This window comes from Rhodanobacter aciditrophus, from assembly GCF_050026795.1.
Lineage (GTDB): Bacteria > Pseudomonadota > Gammaproteobacteria > Xanthomonadales > Rhodanobacteraceae > Rhodanobacter_A.
In genome coordinates this window covers 210,950-228,627 of sequence record NZ_JALBWP010000012.1, presented here as the reverse complement: position 1 = coordinate 228,627, position 17,678 = coordinate 210,950, and the positions used below count along the sequence as shown (strand labels likewise).

At 66.1% G+C, this 17,678-nt stretch carries 15 protein-coding genes and 1 pseudogene; 7 read left to right on the top strand and 9 right to left on the bottom strand.

Annotation, left to right across the window (positions count from 1 at the left end; genetic code table 11):
• Window positions 1-7: 7 nt before the first annotated feature.
• The 6 genes and pseudogenes from ACQGNW_RS14095 to ACQGNW_RS14070 all read right to left on the bottom strand — a co-directional run.
• Window positions 8-172: pseudogene (locus tag ACQGNW_RS14095) on the bottom strand (Xaa-Pro dipeptidase); the annotation flags it as partial.
• Window positions 173-325: 153 nt separating this feature from the next.
• Window positions 326-1,657, bottom strand: a complete 1,332-nt coding sequence (locus tag ACQGNW_RS14090) for a TolC family protein (protein ID WP_426663845.1) — start codon at window positions 1,655-1,657, stop codon at window positions 326-328.
• Window positions 1,654-4,680 carry an efflux RND transporter permease subunit gene (locus ACQGNW_RS14085; protein WP_426663844.1) on the bottom strand — a complete coding sequence of 1,009 codons (3,027 nt, stop codon included), beginning with the start codon at window positions 4,678-4,680 and terminating at the stop codon, window positions 1,654-1,656. Before ACQGNW_RS14085 ends, ACQGNW_RS14090 begins: the two co-directional genes overlap by 4 nt.
• Window positions 4,680-5,681, bottom strand: coding sequence for an efflux RND transporter periplasmic adaptor subunit (locus ACQGNW_RS14080; RefSeq protein ID WP_426663843.1), 1,002 nt, complete (start codon window positions 5,679-5,681; stop codon window positions 4,680-4,682). Before ACQGNW_RS14080 ends, ACQGNW_RS14085 begins: the two co-directional genes overlap by 1 nt.
• Window positions 5,682-5,795: 114 nt before the next feature.
• Window positions 5,796-7,229, bottom strand: coding sequence for a heavy metal sensor histidine kinase (locus ACQGNW_RS14075; protein WP_426663842.1), 1,434 nt, complete (start codon window positions 7,227-7,229; stop codon window positions 5,796-5,798).
• Entirely contained in the window at window positions 7,219-7,980 is a 762-nt protein-coding gene (locus ACQGNW_RS14070; RefSeq protein ID WP_426663841.1) for a response regulator, read from the bottom strand. The genes ACQGNW_RS14075 and ACQGNW_RS14070 overlap by 11 nt, the downstream gene beginning before the upstream one ends.
• A 297-nt stretch (window positions 7,981-8,277) precedes the next feature.
• Here ACQGNW_RS14070 and ACQGNW_RS14065 point away from each other — a divergent pair, with 297 nt between their 5' ends.
• From ACQGNW_RS14065 to ACQGNW_RS14055, 3 genes are all read left to right on the top strand, one after another.
• Complete coding sequence (locus ACQGNW_RS14065; protein ID WP_426663840.1) at window positions 8,278-8,655, top strand: BlaI/MecI/CopY family transcriptional regulator; 378 nt, start codon at window positions 8,278-8,280, stop codon at window positions 8,653-8,655.
• The gene (locus ACQGNW_RS14060; RefSeq protein WP_426663839.1) at window positions 8,652-10,214 is read left to right on the top strand and encodes a M56 family metallopeptidase; all 1,563 of its coding nucleotides are present in this window, start codon (window positions 8,652-8,654) and stop codon (window positions 10,212-10,214) included. The genes ACQGNW_RS14065 and ACQGNW_RS14060 overlap by 4 nt, the downstream gene beginning before the upstream one ends.
• Before the next feature lie 137 nt (window positions 10,215-10,351).
• The gene (locus ACQGNW_RS14055; RefSeq protein WP_426663838.1) at window positions 10,352-10,825 is read left to right on the top strand and encodes a nuclear transport factor 2 family protein; all 474 of its coding nucleotides are present in this window, start codon (window positions 10,352-10,354) and stop codon (window positions 10,823-10,825) included.
• A gap of 394 nt (window positions 10,826-11,219) precedes the next feature.
• Here the strand turns inward: ACQGNW_RS14055 and ACQGNW_RS14050 are convergent, their stop codons facing one another.
• The 3 genes from ACQGNW_RS14050 to ACQGNW_RS14040 all read right to left on the bottom strand — a co-directional run bounded on the left by ACQGNW_RS14050 (window position 11,220) and on the right by ACQGNW_RS14040 (window position 13,944).
• Entirely contained in the window at window positions 11,220-12,209 is a 990-nt protein-coding gene (locus ACQGNW_RS14050) for an aldo/keto reductase (RefSeq protein ID WP_426663837.1), read from the bottom strand.
• 102 nt (window positions 12,210-12,311) lie between these two features.
• Window positions 12,312-12,839, bottom strand: coding sequence for a G/U mismatch-specific DNA glycosylase (mug, locus tag ACQGNW_RS14045; protein ID WP_426663836.1), 528 nt, complete (start codon window positions 12,837-12,839; stop codon window positions 12,312-12,314).
• Between the two features lie 184 nt (window positions 12,840-13,023).
• Entirely contained in the window at window positions 13,024-13,944 is a 921-nt protein-coding gene (locus ACQGNW_RS14040) for a LysR family transcriptional regulator (RefSeq protein ID WP_426663835.1), read from the bottom strand.
• A gap of 135 nt (window positions 13,945-14,079) precedes the next feature.
• Between ACQGNW_RS14040 and ACQGNW_RS14035 the strand changes: the two genes are divergently transcribed.
• The 4 genes from ACQGNW_RS14035 to ACQGNW_RS14020 all read left to right on the top strand — a co-directional run bounded on the left by ACQGNW_RS14035 (window position 14,080) and on the right by ACQGNW_RS14020 (window position 17,634).
• Window positions 14,080-15,210 (top strand): MFS transporter, encoded by a 1,131-nt coding sequence (locus ACQGNW_RS14035; protein WP_426663834.1) that lies wholly within the window; start codon window positions 14,080-14,082, stop codon window positions 15,208-15,210.
• A gap of 53 nt (window positions 15,211-15,263) precedes the next feature.
• Window positions 15,264-15,680, top strand: a complete 417-nt coding sequence (locus ACQGNW_RS14030) for a VOC family protein (RefSeq protein WP_426663833.1) — start codon at window positions 15,264-15,266, stop codon at window positions 15,678-15,680.
• A gap of 183 nt (window positions 15,681-15,863) precedes the next feature.
• Entirely contained in the window at window positions 15,864-16,763 is a 900-nt protein-coding gene (locus ACQGNW_RS14025; protein ID WP_426663832.1) for a LysR family transcriptional regulator, read from the top strand.
• A 160-nt stretch (window positions 16,764-16,923) separates the two neighbouring features.
• Window positions 16,924-17,634 carry an SDR family NAD(P)-dependent oxidoreductase gene (locus tag ACQGNW_RS14020; RefSeq protein ID WP_426663831.1) on the top strand — a complete coding sequence of 237 codons (711 nt, stop codon included), beginning with the start codon at window positions 16,924-16,926 and terminating at the stop codon, window positions 17,632-17,634.
• Window positions 17,635-17,678 lie beyond the last annotated feature (44 nt).

Below are 17,678 nucleotides of genomic sequence, written 5' to 3'. Positions count from 1 at the left end.
GCGTGGATCACGCTGCAGCTGCATGCGGCCGGGCGCGGTGTCCCCCAGTGCAGACCACGTCGTCCTCGATCCGGATGCCGCCGTACTGGTGGAACGCATCCACCCTGGCCCAGTCGACGTCGGCGGCGACCGGCTTGTCGCGCAGCTCGGCCAGCTGCCTCTCGATGAAATAGTCGAACCTGAAAAACCCGCCAGACTCGACAGAGTTGAGCGACCATGGATACGCTTGGTCGTGCAGTGATTCATCTTGAAGAGCAACCGCGACCAGGCTGGTTATCGAGGGTACAAGAGGGGACTTTGGCCCCTTCGCGGACCATTCCGCCTCTTATTCCGTATCGAAGCCGGCCACCAGGGCTTCGAGCGCGTCCAGTTGTTCAGACATCGCCTGGTCGACGCCAAGCAGGTCCAGGCGTTGATCATCCTGTCGCAGGTGGAGTTCGAGGCGCTGCGCTTCGGACAGGTCACCCGGCGCAGCGGACTTTTCCAGCTTTTCGGAGACGTTCGCTTGAATCGCTTCACTCCTGGCCAGTTCGGTACGCATCTGTTGCAGGAGCAGGCGATCCTTCAACAGACGCGCGATGTCGGACTTTGCGAGGTCGAGGCGCAACGTGTACTCGTCGTGCATTGACTGGCGCGTCGCCTTTTCGATGGCCACGTTGCCGCGGTTGCGGTTGAAGATCGGCAGGGTCAGCGAGATCCGGAAATTCCGCGAGCTGATGGCGTCCGTGTCGCGGCCTTTGGAAAGCCCGATGTCGATCGAGGGGAACTGCTGCCAGATCGCGCGGCGATAGCGGGCATCCTCGCTCTCGTAGCCGGCCTGAAGCGCCAGCAGGTCGGGGCGGCGCTGCGCGAGCGTGGCCAGGTCACGGGCGATTTCCGCCTTGCCGGGTCCGGCCCTTGCGGCAGGTTCCAGCAGCGTCAACTTCGCCTCTGGCGACAGGCCGAGCAGGGCATTCAGCGCCTGCCGGCTTGCGAGCAGTTGCCGCGCCATGTCGTCCCGGCGCGCCTGCACGGCCTGCAAGGCGGATTGGTCGACGCCGAGCTCGGCTAGGGACACATCGCCACGCAGTTGGGCTTGCGCCAGCTGTGCATGGAAGTGCACACGCTGCCGAACCTCGTCGTGCAGTACGCCCAGCATCTTCGCCTGGTAGACGCAGCGCACGAACAGCTGCCCGGAGGCGACGATCACCTGCCATTCCTGCCAGAGCAGGTTGAGGTCCACCTGCCTTGCCGACGCCTTGGCCGCGCGCATATCCAGGGCGTGGGAGAGCAGGGCCGTGAGGTCGTAGGACAGACCGGCGCTGTACGCCGTGCTCTCGGCAGGGCTGCTGGTGGGGTAGCCGCGCGAGAAATCCAGCACCGGATCGGGCAGCAGCCCAGCGGCGAAAGCCTGTGCATGGGCGATGCCGCGCCGGTCGCGGGCCACTTTCAGCATGGGACTGTTGGCGACCGCCAGCATCGCCACGTCGGTCATGTCCAGGCCGCGGGAGGGATCGAAGACATGCTTGCGCAGCGCGGAAATCGGCATGGATGCCGCATCGACCTTCAAGTCCGCGACGCTGTCCGGCAGGCGGGTGTCCTGCGCGAGCGGCAGCGGCTTGTATGTGGCGCAAGCCGTCAGCGCTACGCAAAGGGCGAATGCCAGGGTGCGCCTCATGCCCGCGTTCCCCAGCGAAGATAGAGCGCGGGCAGCAGGTTGGTGGAAAGCACCGCGCTCCACAGCACGCCGCCCAGCACTACGATGGCCAGGCCCTGTTCCGGCGCGGCACCCGTGCCGAGCCCCAGGGCCGTCGGCAGCATGCCCAGCACCGCGGTGAGCGTGGTCAGCACGATCGGGCGCAGGCGCTCGTGGACGGCGCGGCGCACGGCGTCCTCGCGCGGCATGCCCTGCTTTTCATGGGAGCGCACGTAGGCCAGCAGCACAATGCCGTGGTTGAGGCTGACGCCGACCAGGGTGAGCAGGCCGATCAGGCCGGTGGCGTTGAGCCCCACGCCGGAAACGGCCAGCGCCAGCGCGGCGCCGGTGAAGGCGAGCGGCGCCTGCAGCAGCAGGATCACCGGCAGCCGCCAGCCGCCGAACTGCAGCGCCAGGATGCCCAGGGTGAGCAGCAAGGCCAGCAGCACCGCAAGCCCCAGCGCCTCGGCGGTATGGATCAGCTCGGGATACATGCCGCCGAATTCGACGCGGTATCCGGCCGGCCATCGCACCGACGACAACGCAGCCCTGGCGGCGGCGATGGTGCTGCCCAGCGGGCCGGTCGGCGTGGCCATGATGCTGAGCGCGCGCTCGCCGTCGATGTGTTCCAGCTGGTTGGGCTCCGCCTGCAGCGTCAGCCGCGCCAGGTGCGACAAGGGCATCCAGCCGTGCGGGCCGAGGATCGGTTCGCGGCCCAGCGTGGCCAGGCCGAGGTAGCGCGCGTCGGCCTGGCGCAGGTACAGCTCGCGCTGGCTGGCGCCGTAGGGCAGGGTCGCCAGCACGCGGCCGTGCAGCAGCAGGTCGAGCCGGTCGCCGAGTCCGGCGGGCGTCAGCCCGGCGCTGCGCAGCGCATCCATGCGCGGCGTGATCTGCAACTGGGTCACCGGGTAGGCGTCGTTGTTGAAGATGTCGGTGAGCGCAGGCACCGTGCGCAGCCTGGCCGCGACGGTTTCCGACAGGCTGCGCAAGGTGTCGATGCGGTTGCCGTAGAGCAGCACCTCGAACGGCTGCGGCAGGCCCGACAGGCTCTCGCCCACGCGCTCGATGGTTGGCGTGTCGATGCTCTGCACCACGCCTGGCTGCCGGGCGACGTCGTGCAGGTGCTGGGCGATCTGGTCGAGGTTGTTGGCGTTGAAGCCGGGCTTGAGCACGATCTGCATCTCGCCGGCGAAACTGTGCTCGGTGTACGCGGATTCTTCCGGCGAACCGTTGCGCACGAACACGTGCGCCACCGCGGGATCCGCCTGCAGGGCCTCGCTCATGCGCCGCGACACCGCGATGGCCTCGTCCAGCGAGGTGCCGGGCGCGAACGTGAAGCTGTCGAGCAGCACGCCCTCGTTGGGCAGCGGCAGGAAGTTCACCGGCACGATGGCCAGCGCCCCGACGGCAATCACGAAGGCGACGGCGGCGGCCGCGAGGCTGGTACCGGGGCGACGCAGGGTCAGGTCCAGCAGCTTGCCGTTGAGCCGCGCGAGGGCGCCCATGAAGCGGTGGCTGCTCTCGAACACCTGCCCCGCACGCGTGCCGCGATGTCCAAGCACCGCGGGAATCAGGGTCAACGACACGAACAGGGATGCGAGCAGCGCGAGGCTCATCGCCATCGCGAACGGGCGCATGAACAGCCCCGCCAGTCCCGACACCGCCAGCAAGGGCAGGTAGGCCGCCACCGTGGTGAGCGTGCCGGTGGTGTCGGCAACGGCGATGTCCGTGACGCCGGCCTGCACGCCTTCCCATCCGGCCACGCCGTTTTCCCAGCGGTGCTGGATCGCCTCGAGCACGATGATGCCGTCGTCCGCCAGCAGGCCCACCGCGAGCGTCAGCGCGCCCAGCGTCAGCAGGTTGAGGCTTTGCCCGAAGGCGTACAGGCCGCCGATGGCGAGCAGCAGGCTGGTGGGAATACTCATGGCCAGCACGCCCACCCCGTGCTGGCGTCCGAGTACCCAGACCAGCACCAGGATCGCCAGCACGCCGCCGATCAGCAGGTTGCGCAGCAGATCGTGCCCGATCAGCGACACCAGGCACGACTGGCGATAGATCGGCACCCAGGCCACGCCCTGCGGCAGCTGACCCCGCAGCGACGCCAGGGTGTGCATCACCGCGGTGTCCACCGGGATCGTCGAAGCCCCCGGCTGCTTGAACACGATCAGGCCGAGCCCCGACTGGCCGTCGACCTGCACCCCGTAATGCACGGCGGGCGGACCGTCGACCACGCGGGCCAGCGCGCCGAGCGGCACCGCGCCGCCGGGCGCGGGCACGGGAATGCCCAGCACGTCGTCGACCTGGACCGGCAGGTGCCGCACTTCCAGCAGTACGTCCTGGTGCCCGAGCGTGGTGCGGCCGGCCGGCGCCAGCACGGCGGCATGGCCGACCGCCGCGGCCAGCGCGTCCACGCCGACGTGATGCTGGATCAGCGCCGCGGGATCGGGCTGGATCCAGATCGTGGGCGGCCCCGCGCCGAACAGCTCGACACGTTGCACGCCGGGCACCGCGCGCAGCGCGGGCAGCACATGGGTGCGGATCGCATCCTCGGCCTGCCACAGCGGCACGTCGGCGGGCACCCGCACTCCGGCGTCGAGCACCTCGTTCATCGCGTTGCCCATGATCTCGGCATACGGCGCGATCCGGGGCGGCAGGCTGCCGCGTGCGCGGTCGATCGCGCTGTAGACCGCCTGCAGGTCAAGCTGTGGATTGCTGCCCTGGGTGAAGCGCACGGTGAACTGCGCGCTGCCCTGGGCGATGCTGGTACGCAGGCTGTCCACGCCCTGCAGCCCGAGCAATTGCCCCTCGATGGGCCGCGCGACCAGCGACTCCATCTCCAGCGTGGCATAGCCCGGCGCATGCACCACCACGCCGATCTGCGGGAAATCGAAACGCGGCAGCACCTCGGCCGGGATGCGCCACAGCGCATAGGCGCCGTAGCCCAGCAGCAGGCCGAAGGTCATCACCCACGGCAGGGGACGGCGGAGGAGGGCGAGCCATCGCATCAGTCGGGTGGCGTGTATTGTGCGGCGAAATTGCGGTGATAAAGCAGGTAGGCGTCGCGCACCACCACCGGCACGTCGGGCTTCAGGCCCGCCGTGATCACCACGTCGTTGCCCTGCGTCGAGCTGGGCGTCACGGCCTGGGCCGCCAGCTTGCCGCCGATGTCGGTGAGCACGTACCACCTGCCGGCATCGAGGATCAGCGCCTGCGCCGGCACGGCGATCGCCGGTTGCGCATGGCCGGCCCAGCGCACCTCGCCGGTTTCGCCGGCCTGCCAGCCGGGAGGATCGACCGGGGCGAAATTCAGCACGCGCGCGCCATCCGCGGCGCGTGCGGGGAGCTCGGCGACCAGCTTCACCGCGATCGATGCTCCGCCGTCCGCCGGCATGAAACGGCCGACCGAACCGGCCGGGTGCGCGTTGCCGAAGCACTCGGCGCGCAGCCACAACTGCCCTTGCGGCAACAGGGTCAGCACCGGCGCGCCGGCCTGCACGTCGGTGCCAGGCGCGGCCGCGATGCTGCCGACGGTCGCGGCGACGGGGCTGCTCAGGATGGCCTGCGCTTGCAGCGTGGCCAGGGTGGCGCGTGCGGCGGCCTGCTGGCCCAGCGCCGTGCCCAGCGCCGATTGCGCCGCGGCCAGCGTCTGGCGGTTGCTGGTCAGCGGATAGGTGCGCTGTACGGAATCAGCGGCGCGCCTGGCCGAGGCGACGGCCTGTTGCGCGGCCTGCAGCTGCGCACGTGCTGCGGCAAGCTCGCCGTCGAGCTGCGGGCCACCGAGGCTGGCCAGCGCCTGTCCTGCCGCGACCGCCTGTCCGGGCGCCACCTGCAGGCGAACGATGCGCGCCGCCGTCGCCGCGTGCAGCACCAGCGGCGCGGTGCTCTCCACGCTGGCCCAGGCGCGGCCCTCCGGACGGTAGGTCACCGCGCGTGCGGGCAGGGTGACCGGGCCGGCGACGACCGGGCCGGTCAACGCAAGCAACAACAAGGCGTGCCAGCGGGTCATGTCCTGCGCGTCTCCGCCGCGCCTCACCCGAGGCGCCAACGGCTCTCGAGTGTAGGCAGGCCGCCCGGCATTCCGCGATCAATCCCATGACAAAAGTGTCATCCGGCGTACGGATCAGGCGCGTTGCTGTGCCGGCGGCGACGGCGGAAAGCGCAGCGACACCGTGGTGCCGAGTCCGGGCTGGCTGTCCAGCGCGACGGCGCCGCCGTGCGCCTCGACGATGCTCTTGACGATGGCGAGGCCCAGCCCGGTGCCTTCGCCGTCGGCGTGCCGGCGCGAGGGGCTGGCCTGGTAGAAGCGGTCGAACACGTGCGGCTGATGGTCCGCGGCGATGCCGATGCCGCGATCGGTCACCTGCACTTCGGTGCCGCCATCCGCCTGTGCGCGGAGTTCGACACGGATGTCCTCGCGTGCCTTCGAATGCTGGATGGCGTTGGCCAGCAGGTTGGTCAGCGCGTGGCGGAACAGCAACGGGTCGGCGTGCACCCGCGCGTTGCCTTGAAGCTGGATGCCCAGCCCGCGCGAGCTGGCGCCGGGCAACTGCTGGGCAATGACCCATCGGCACGCCTCCGCACCATCGAACGCCTCGACGTGCAGCGCGGCGTCGGTGCGTTCGGCGCGCGCCATGAACAGCAGGTTGTCGACCAGGGCGTGCAGTCGTCGGCACTCTTCCAGGTTGGACTCCAGCGCTTCGCGGTACTCGCCGCCGCTGCGCTCGCGCAGCAGGCACACGTCGAGCGAGCTGCGCATGTTGCTCAGCGGCGTGCGCAGCTCGTGCGCAAGGTCGGAAGAGAAGCGCGACAGGCGGCCGAACGCCTCCTCCAGGCGCCCCAGCATGGAGTTGAACACCGCGACCAGTTCGTCCAGTTCGCGCGGCCAGGGCGGGTCGGTGGGGATGCGTGCCGACAGGTGCTTCGGGGTCACCTCGCGCGCGGCGTTGGCGATGCGCTTGAGCGGCGCCAGCGCATGCTCGGCCACGAAATACCCGGCCACGACCAGCGCCGGGGTCAGCAGTGCGAAAGCCAGCCAGATGGCACGCCGTAGTTCGGCCAGCAGGGCGGCGTCGCGCGTCACGTCCATGGCGATCTGCACGTGCAGCGGTGCCGTCAGCCTGGAGGCGCGCAGCGTGGTGGTCGCGAGCGCATACGCGCGGGCGCCGACTTTCAGCATGCGGATGGCGTCGGGCGCGGAGGGCGATTCGGCGAACGCCCCCGGTGGCAGCGCCTCCTGCATGCCCGGCGTTTCGCCCAAGATGCGGCCGGCGCCGGACAGCACCCGGGCCTGGTACTGGCGCACGGCGCTTTCGTCGGTTTCCTTGGCGATCTCGCGCAGCAGGCTGCCCGGCTGGCCATGGCCGTCGTCCAGGTCGGTCTGCATTTCCGCCGTCTTCGCGCGCAGGAAGCGCTGGTGCTCCGCATTGAAGGCCGCCGAGAGCTGCCACATCACCATGGTGGCGAGCAGCGCCATCGCGGCCAGCACCACCAGGGTGTAGAGCAGGGTGAGGCGCCCACCGATCGAGGACGTGCGGCGCGGGCGCTCAGTCGTCATGGGCGTCGAGCATGTAGCCCACGCCGCGCACGGTCTGCAGCATGGGCGAAGGGTAGGGCGTATCGACCTTGGCGCGCAGCCGACGGACCACGACATCCACGACGTTGGTCTGCGTGTCGAAGCACACGCCCCAGACGCTTTCGGCGATCAAGGTGCGCGACAAGACCCGACCACGATGGCGTGCCAACAGGAGGAGCAGGGCATACTCCTTGGGCGTCAGCTGCACGAGCTGCCCCGCACGTTCGACGCGATGGCGAAGCAGGTCGAACACGAGATCGCCGACGCGCAGGCTGCTTTCGCCGGCCACAAACTCCGTTGCCTGCCTGGCGATGTTGCGTACCCGCGCCACCAGTTCGGCAAACGCGAACGGCTTCACCAGGTAGTCGTTCGCTCCGAGCTCGAAGCCGCGCACGCGATCCTCGACGTGATCGCGCGCGGTGAGGAAAAGGATGGGAGTCCGGTTGTTCTCCGCACGCAGCGTCTTGACCAAGGTCCAGCCATCGAGGCCGGGAAGCATCACGTCCAGCACGGCAGCATCGAACGCATGCCCACGCAACAGGCCCAGGGCGACCTGTCCATCTTCAACGGCATCAACGGCGAATCCGAGTTCACGCAGCCCTTGTGCGACGTAGCGTCGCGTCTTGGCTTCGTCCTCGGCAATGAGAATCCGCATGGAGGTGCATTGTTCCAGCTTCCGAAGTTCTGCCAGTTTCTCCCGAATTTCAGTCAAATGCTCGGAGGCCGCGCTCAACCGCTTTACGATTCAGTTCGATCTGTACCCGCTCTGCAAGTGATGTCTTGTGAGTGCGTCCAAGAAATTTTGGTCACGATAACTACCTGAAAAGGTTAGAAACGCAGATAGGGAAGGGAGGCGCATAGCATGGCTCCTGGGTAGGGAAGTCCTGGATGCAGTGCGCGGCAGACGGTGGCAGTCATGACTGCCCCATTCTTGGCGCGGATGGAAACTAACTACTAAAAATATAGTTGACAACGTCGGTGGCTTGTCTAGTATCTACTACATCAATAGTAGATAAGTCGGGTGGACGGCATGAAGATCTCTCTCACCGACCGCGAGGCCGATGTAATGCAGGCGCTTTGGGAGCTGGGCGCATCGACAGTGGCCGAAGTGCGCGAACACCTCGCCGACCCGCTGGCCTACACCACCGTGCTGACCGTGCTGCGCACGCTGGAGACCAAGGGTTACGTGGGCCACGAGGAGGCCGGTCGCGGGCACCGCTTCTTCGCCACCATCAAGCAGCAGGCAGCGCGCAAGAACGCCGTGCAGCACCTCACCGAGAAGCTGTTCAAGGGCTCCACCGAGCTCCTGCTCTCACACCTGGTCTCCGACCAGAAGCTCAGCGCCGACCAGCTCGCACGCATACGCCAGTTGCTGTTCGAACATGCGGACAAGGAGAAGCCGGAATGATCGCCTGGATGATCTACGCTTTGCTGGTGGCGCTGGCGCTAAGCGCGGCCGCGCTCATGGCGGAACGCGCGGCCCGGGTCCGACGCAAGGCCACCCGCTGGGTGTGGCTGGCGGCGATGGTCGGGTCGCTGGTGCTGCCCGCGCTGATTTCCTCTGTGACGCTGCGCCTGCCCGGCATGCTCCAGTCCGGCGCCATGCCACCGCCGATCGCCCTGCGCGACGCCACCTCCATTCCGATGCCGGCGGTGCTGATGCCGCTGGATGGCACCCAGTTCTACGGCGCACCCGACCACGTAGCCATGTTGGTCCGCACTGGATGGTTTGCGCTGTCGCTGCTGATGCTCTGCGCGCTGTTCGCCAGCGCCGTGCTGCTGCATCGACGCAAGCGCGGCTGGAACGAGGCCACGATGTGCGGTGAGGACGTGCTGGTGGCACCGGATGCGGGACCCGCCGTGGCCGGTCTGCTGCAGCCGCGGATCGTGGTGCCGGCTTGGCTGCTGCAGGTGCCGGAGCGACAGCAACGCGACGTGCTGGCGCACGAGCGCTCGCACCTGGAAGCGGGCGATCCGCATCTCATTGCTCTGGGCGTGGCGGTGCTGGCGTTGATGCCGTGGAACCTGCTGCTGTGGTGGCAGTTCCACCGCATGCGCCGCGCCATCGAGGTGGACTGCGATACGCGCGTGCTACGTGGCGGCCGCGACCTCGTCGAGTACTGCGAAACGTTGCTACGCGTGGGGCAGTGCCGGTCCTCCCGGATCGGCCTGGTACCGGCGATGTCCGAGTCACGCTCCTTCCTGGAACAGAGGATCAAGCTCATGTTGACGGCACGGAACCGATGGGCCGGCGTGTCGGCGCTGGTGCTGGTATGTGCGTCGCTGGGCATGACGGTTTTCGCGTCGCAGGTGACGCCACCCGGTGGCAAGGCGCCCGCTGCAGAGAACATCGTTGCGCTGACGCCCGCCGTGCTGGATCGCTACGTGGGCTTCTACAAGATCAGTCCGATCTCGAAGGTCGCAGTCACGCGATCCGGCAACGGTCTCATCATCGCGATCAGCGCGCAGATGGCAGAACCCAAGCCGTTCTATGCCGTACCGCTGGGGGCGGACCGGTTCGCCATCCAAGGGCAACCTACGGTCGCGCACTTCGTCATGGATGCAAGCGGCCACGCCCAGCGCATGGTCGTCGACACGCGCGGCCACACAGTGCTGGACACGCCGCGCATCGATGCCTCCGAAGCCGGGCGGGTCGACGACGCGCTGGCCGAGCGCATCCGCCGCAAGCAGCCGTACCCGGGCAGCGCGAAGGCACTGAAGCTCCTGCTGCGCGATCCCATTGACGGCACCGGTATGAGCAAAGACCTGGCAGAGGTCCGCCAGAAACAGCGCGCCTCGCGCGAGCGGTACCTCGCCGAACTTGGTCCGGTGAAGTCGTACACCTTCACCGGCGTGAACCAGTACGGCGACGACGTGTATTCGGTGAAGCACGCCCACGGCACGGAAACCATCAGTCTCGTGGTTGACCCCGACGGCTCGCTGGCGAGGGCGTTCCGCCACCGCTGACCCCTTCGTCCACCGGCCACATGCCGGGCACTCCCCATGCCCGGCCTCCCTCCCACTTCTCCCGATACGTGGCCGTCCTTCGACGGCTGCCAGGGCGACGTTTTGCCCGGCCCTTCACCCACAGCAGGAGCTACGCCATGGAAAACCGTACCGTTCTGCATTGCGTCTTCGCAGCCATCAGCCTGGTTGGCTCCACCACACTTGCCTCAACCGTATCAAAGGGCACTCGCGCAGACGAGGCATGGCTGCACCAGACCCTCACTGCGCGCGAAGCCACACTGACTCGCGCCTACAACACCTGCAACCTGCACGCACTGCGCGCCAGCTTGTTCGCCGGTACTACCGTCACAACGCCTGATGGTCGGCGCGTCGATCCGGTGATCGACGCGCGCGACCATGTATGTGGGCGCCTGCGTCGAGAGGTGGTACCCGGTAGTCTGGCGGTGCGCGCGTTGGGCGACGACAGCGCGCTGGTCAGTGGGATGCAGCGCTTTTGCGCGAACGAAAGCGACTCTTGCTCCGAAAAAGGCGAGCGATTTGTCCATTTATGGACGCTGGGTGATGGGCATTGGCGAATGGGCCTGATGCTTGATTCGGACGCTACGCGTTGACAGCCCTAACGCGGACGACTCCCCTCGACTCGGCAACAGCACTCGTCGAACGGCAGTACTTCATCTTGGGGCTACCGGGGTATCCGATTTTTGCTGAAAGCAGATGCCACGGCAGGAGGATCAGCCCGTGCTATCGAGGGTAGCGGTGCGCGAAGACCACAACCTGCGCGAAGCTGCTGATCACATGTTGGCCGCCGATGTTGACCAGTTGATCGTGCTCGGTCCGGTGCCCCGGCACAGATAACCGGCTTGTTGACGCTAGGGGACCTGTTCAAGGCGCATGGTTGCAGCCTGCGCGAGGAGCATGAGCGCGATCGGCATCTGCACCGCGGCGAGGTGCCTGGCGCAGCTGACCGTTGCAGGGACAGCTGCAACCGAATTTGCCTCACCGCCATCAACGATTGGTCTGCTTTTCCATATGCTCGGGATAACGCGCGCCGTACACGCTGACCCTGTCCAAGGCGTGCTGGATGTCCTGCAGATCCGTTGCGGTCAGTGTGATTTCGGCGGCGGCCAGGTTTTCTTCCAGGCGGTGCAACTTGGTGGTGCCCGGAATGGGCACAATCCAAGGTTTCTGTGCCAACAGCCAAGCGAGCGCAATCTGTGCCGTAGTGGCGGCCTTCCCACGCGCAATGTTGGCAAGTGCTTCGATGAGTGCCTGGTTGGCCCTGCGGGCATCCGCACTGAAGCGCGGTAGGCGGTTGCGGAAATCGTTCTCGGTGAAGTCCGTGCTGGCGTCGATGGTGCCGGTAAGAAAGCCCCGGCCCAGCGGACTGAAAGGCACGAACCCGATGCCAAGTTCCTCCAACGTAGGCAGAATCTCGCGCTCAGGTTCGCGCCACCACAGGGAGTATTCGCTTTGCAGGGCGGTAACCGGCTGCACCGCGTGCGCACGACGCAAGGTACTCGCGCCAGCCTCCGACAGCCCAAAGTGTTTCACCTTTCCTTCCGCAATCAGATCTCCGACAGTTCCGGCCACGTCTTCAATCGGCACCTCTGGATCCACGCGATGCTGGTAGAACAGGTCGATGCGGTCGGTCTTCAGGCGTGTCAACGAAGCCTCGGCAACCTGCCGTATGTGCTCGGGACGGCTATTCAAATTGCTCCGCCTTCCACCGCTGCCAATGGCAAACCCGAACTTCGTCGCAATAACCACCCGATCACGTACGGGTTCCAATGCCCGGCCCAGAAGTTCCTCGTTTGTATATGGGCCGTAAATCTCGGCGGTGTCGAACAAAGTGACACCTCGCTCTACGGCGGTACGGATAAGGTCGATGCCGGTCTGCGCTTCGACTGGATGCCCGTACGCGTGAGTCAGCCCCATGCAGCCAAGCCCCATGGCCGAAACTTCGAGGCCACTGCTGCCGAGTGCGCGCTTTTTCATGGGGTTTTCCTCTGGGAGAGAAACAATTGGACAGGGTCCGAAGGAGCCAGCTTCGGCTTTTGGTGGGCCAGGGCGGCGCGTCCACGAAAAGGCTTCACGATGTCAGCGCAACGCTGTGCCCTGGCATGCGACCAGATAAAGTCGATGGTAGGCCTCGACAAGACGGTCGAGCGTGAAGGATCGATTTCGTCCGCTCGGATTGGGCAGCAGCCAGACGACGGAACCTCCAAGGCCGGGACCCGGTTGCGGACCCCAGATGATCTCTTGCCGACCCGACAGCGCTGCGAAGGCGGCCTTGCCGAGAAATGCGACATAACGAGGCCGGTAGCGATCCACCTTCCGCTTCAGTTCGGTTGCGGCTCCAGTGAAGTCTTCTCGCGACAGTTCATCTGCTCGCGCTGTCGGCCGCTTGACCACCGTCGTCAGGCCGCATCGGTGCACGAGGATCTGTCGATCGTGTTCCGGCCGGATCTCCTCCGCCGTGAAGCCGGCAAGGTGGATGACGCGCCAGAAGCGATTGGCTCGACCGGCAAAGTGGTGCCCGGTGCCTGCGGCCAACAAGCCCGGGTTGATTCCGCAGAACAGCACGGCCAGGTTCGGCGCGATCAGGTCAGGGAGAGCATCGGCCACGGATCACCTCACAGGGCGGAACAACCGAGTTCTCACCGGCTGCTGCTACCAGTCATTGCTGATCTCCTTCGCCGCTTTCGGCGCGAGTATTCAAGGAACTTTCCGCGACCCGCCGGCGCGCGCGAAGGGCTATGCGGTACCTTGCGCATCATCGCCAATTCGGGCATGCCCAGTAAGCAAGAAGTCAATGCGTGCAGATTCCCGCGAAGTCCGCGGGTATGCGCGCACGAAGGTGCGGTATCGCAAAGTCGAGGAAGGCGCGCAGCTTCAGCGGAATGGGTGCTTGTCCGCCATGTAGAAGATTTATCGGTAAGGGTGCCGGTTCAAATTCTTCGAGCACGACACGCAGCGTACCGTCGGATAGCGCATCGGCCACCTGGTAAGCCAGCACGTTGATCAGACCGACGCCAAGCCTGGCGGCCGCAATCGCCGCTTCCGCGGTATTGATGGCGAGGCGTGAGTGAACAGGCACAGACAGCTCGCTCTTCCCGGAGCCAAACAGCCAGGCGCGCCGGGACGCGAGGACTTCGAAGGAAATGCACTCGTGCTCAACCAGGTCGCCTGGCTTGGTCGGCACTCCATGTGCGGCCAGATAGGCGGGGCTTGCGCAGATGACCCGTCGAATGGAGCCGACGCGGATGCCGACCAGGGTGCTGTCAGGCAACTCGCCGATGCGGATCGCAACATCGGTGTGCTCGTCCAGCAAGTGCACGACGCGGTCCGTGAGCACAAAGTCGATGTCGATCTCCGGGTACTCCGCCAGGAACGCGGCGATCACCGGTATGACGTGCAGGCGCCCAAAGGCAACCGGCGCGGTCACCACGAGCTTACCCTTCGGCGAGGCGTACTCGCCGATGGCCAGGCGCTCGGCCTCATCAATCTCTTCGAGAATGCGCCGGCAAGCGGCGACGTACGAGTTTCCCGCTTCGGTCAGCGAAAGCTGGCGCGTGGTCCGGTGGAGCAGGCGCGTGTTCAGGTGCAACTCGAGCTCTCCGATCTTCCGGCTGACGGTGGCCAGCGGCATGCCAAGGCGGCGCGCGGCGGCGGAAAGACTGCCCGAGTCCACGACAGCGACGAGGATGGCCATCGAATCGAGGCGATTCATTCGAATCTACCGGATTTTGGAAGGATGATTTGCGAAACTAGTGGATTCTCTTTCTGCATGCAAAGGCTCAATCTGCCTCGGCAAATCCCCGGCAGCGGCAGCCTGTCGCCGCGGGGCAGATAACTGGAGAATCCCGTGAGCGAGCTACGTACCAGACCGGAGCATGCAACGACGCCTGCGGTGGTGTCGCGCGGCAAGATCGTCGCGATGGCAATCGTCGCCGGTGCGGTGATCACCAATGTCTATTGCATCCAGCCGATCTTGCCGCTGATCAAGGGAAGCCTGGGGGTCGGTGTGACCACGGTCGATCTGGTGGCCGCCGCTGCGTTGCTGGGCTTTTCGACCGGCCTCGCGCTGTTGCTTCCTCTCGGTGACCGATTCGATCGGCGCAAGCTCGTGCTTGGCCAGATTGGACTGGCTTTTTCGTTCGCGCTGCTGGCCGTGTTCGCACCAAGTATCCGGCTGCTTATCCCGGCGTCGTTCGGCCTCGGCATGGTCAGCTGCGTACCGCAGCAACTCGTGCCGTTCGCGGCCGTCATGTCGCGACCCGAGGACCGGGGGCGTTCGGTCGGAACGGTGGCCAGCGGCATCATGGTCGGCATCCTGCTGGGACGCACCGTCGCTGGTGTGGTAGGTGCGGCCTTTGGATGGCGGGCTGTTTATGGCGTGGAAGCGGCTTTCATGGTGCCGGTATTCGTCGCCGCGGCGGCGCTGCTGCCGCGCGGCGTTCCTTCTACGGATCTGTCCTACGGCCGCCTCCTTGCTTCACTCTGGCCGCTGGCGCGTGACAATCGTCCGATTCGCGAGTCGATGCTTGTCCAGGCGCTGCTATGGGCTTGCTTCAACGCCTTCTGGGTCAACCTGGCTGCACTTCTTGCGACGGGGCCGTGGCACCTCGGCAGCGCCTGGGCTGGGGGCTTCGGCATTATCGGCGCCGCCGGCGCGTTCGCCGCTTCGCTGACCGCGCTGGTGATCGGCGTTGTGGTGCTCGATATCGGCGTGCAGGCCGGACTGGTCTCCAACCAGACGCGTGCGTTCGCGGTCGACCCGAAGGCACAGGGGCGCATCAACAGCCTGTACATGACCGCGACTTTCTTCGGCGGTGCCGTTGGCACGGTGATCAGTGGCTGGCTGATGGCACGGTACGGGTGGGAGGGCATCGTCGCCTTTGGTATCGCGCTGGGCGTTGTCGCTTCTGCCGCCCACTGGGTGGGAGCGCGTCGCAACTCCAAGCAGAGCCTAGGTGTCGCCCCGGCACAGTCGTGACACTCGGGCTCCGCCAAATCAGGCCGTCTCCGATCCAAGGAAAGAGGTGACACATGCAACATCGAAAAGCTCGGACAGTGGGCATCGACCACGTTGGTCTCAGCGTAGGCGATCTCGAGCGCTCCCGCCGGTTCTTCGTGGAGTGTCTTGGGTGGGAGGTCGTCGGCGCGAAGCCTGACTATCCGGCGGTGTTTGTGTCGGACGGCGCCACGCGACTGACCCTGTGGGAGGTCGACAAGTCAGGTGGCTACGTCTTATTCGATCGCCGCAAGAACGTCGGCCTCCACCACCTCGCGCTGAAGGTGCCAGACGTGGCCGCGCTGCAGGAGACTTTCTTGCGCGTGTCCAACTGGCCTGGGGTGGAGGTTGAATTTGCACCGGAGTCAGCGCTGGGTGGATCACGTACGCACTGCATGGTGCGCGAACCGGGAGGCGTTCGTGTGGAATTCGTTTGCACGGGGGATGGCTGATGCTGCCCACGCGGGTCGCTTTCAGCGCCATCGGCGAGCGGGCTTGCCTTATAAGCTGACCGAAAGCGGGATAGACAGGCACTAGCGTCGACGTCACCGCCCTCATAGTGGTCAAATCGAACATCATGCGTCCCATATTGGCTGCACGCTTGCGAGGCACACGCTATGGATCGTCTTGATGCCATGAAAGTGTTCATCGCAGCGTTGGATGAAGGCAGCCTCGCCGGCGCCAGTCGGAAGACCGGCCGCTCCGCCGCAGCTGTAAGCCGCGCCGTCGCCTTTCTTGAAGCCCATGTGGGCGTGCCGCTGCTGCACCGGACGACACGGTCCATCAAGCTCAGCGAAGCGGGAGAGCGCTATGCCCAGTCATGCCGAAAGATCCTGGCCGACATGGAGGAAGCGGACCGGCAGGCTGCTGGCGAACGCTCGGTGCCTCGCGGCACGCTGACGATCACCTCCACCGTATTCGCCGGGGTGGAGGTCCTGCGGCCGATCGTCGATTCTTTCATAGACGAATACCCGACGGTCAACGTGCGCATGCATACGCTGGAGCGCCAGGTGAACCTGATCGACGAGGGCATGGACCTCGCCCTGCGCATCACGCATCTGGCCGATTCCACCCTGGTCGCGCATCGCGTAGGCGAAGTGCGCAGGGTTGTGGTGGCGTCACCGCGCTATCTGGCGACGCACCCACGCATCGTAGATCCTGCGGACCTTTCAAAGCACCGGATCATAGCGCTGGCGCATTCAGGTATGGATTCATGGAGCTTCCCGGCGCTGAAGGGCACGTCGGTTCCCCGTACCGTTTCATTCACGCCGCGGCTGGTGATCAACAGCGTGCAGGCCTCCGTCGCGTCGGCCGTCGAGGGGCACGGAGTGACGCGCCTGCTCTCCTATCACGTGGCCCGCGAACTCGATCAGGGCCTGCTGAACATCGTGCTTGCCGACGCGGAGCCGGCGCCGATCCCGGTCAATCTCGTGTCGCCGTATGGCCGTCTTTCCGTGCCGAAGGTTCGCGCCTTCGTGGACTTCGCGCTTCCACGCCTGCGCGCGCATTTTTCAGGCCTGATGCGGCAGGCGTAGACGGTCGCGAGATGGCCGATTCCGTCGCGCTGCGGAAGGATGTCTGCCGAGTAGCGGGGATTCGCTAATCCATGACGCACGCCTAGATTGTGGGCTGTCGGAACCTTCGGACTTATCGATGGTTCTCGCACTCACCCCACATCTTCGAGGTATCGGCATCATGAGCAACCAGCGGAAAGTAGCCATCATTACCGGCGCGTCCCAGGGTATCGGCGCGGGTCTGGTCAAGGCTTTCCTTGATCGCGACTATCGCGTCGTCGCCAACTCGCGTTCAATCCAGCCGTCCGGCAACCCCGATGTCCTGGCGGTCGCCGGCGACATTTCCGACCGAGCGGTGGCCGAGCGCATCATCAAGGGGGCGATCATGCACTTCGGTCGCATCGACACGCTGGTGAACAACGCCGGCGTCTTTACGGCCAAGCCGTTCACCGCCTTCACCGCCGAGGAGTACGCCAAGAACCTGGCCGTCAACCTCAACGGGTTCTTCCATGTCACTCAGCTGGCGATCGGTGAGATGGAGAAACAGGGCAGCGGGCACGTGGTCAGCATAACCACCACGCTGGCCGAGCATGCGATCGACGGCGTTCCGTCGGTGCTGGCGGCGCTGACCAAGGGTGGGCTGAATGCCGCGACCAAGTCGCTGGCAACCGAGTACGCCAAACGCGGCATCCGCGTGAACGCGGTTGCACCGGGCGTCATCAAGACGCCGATGCACGGACCGGAGACGCACGCCGCGCTTGCCTCGCTGCATCCGGTCGGGCGCATGGGCGAGATCAGCGACGTGGTCGGTGGCGTGCTGTACCTGGAGTCCGCCGGCTTCGTAACGGGCGAGATCCTGCACGTCGATGGTGGCCAGAGCGCGGGTCACTGACTTCGGCCAGGGCCGCCCTGCCGTCCTTTCCATTTCCCCGAGGA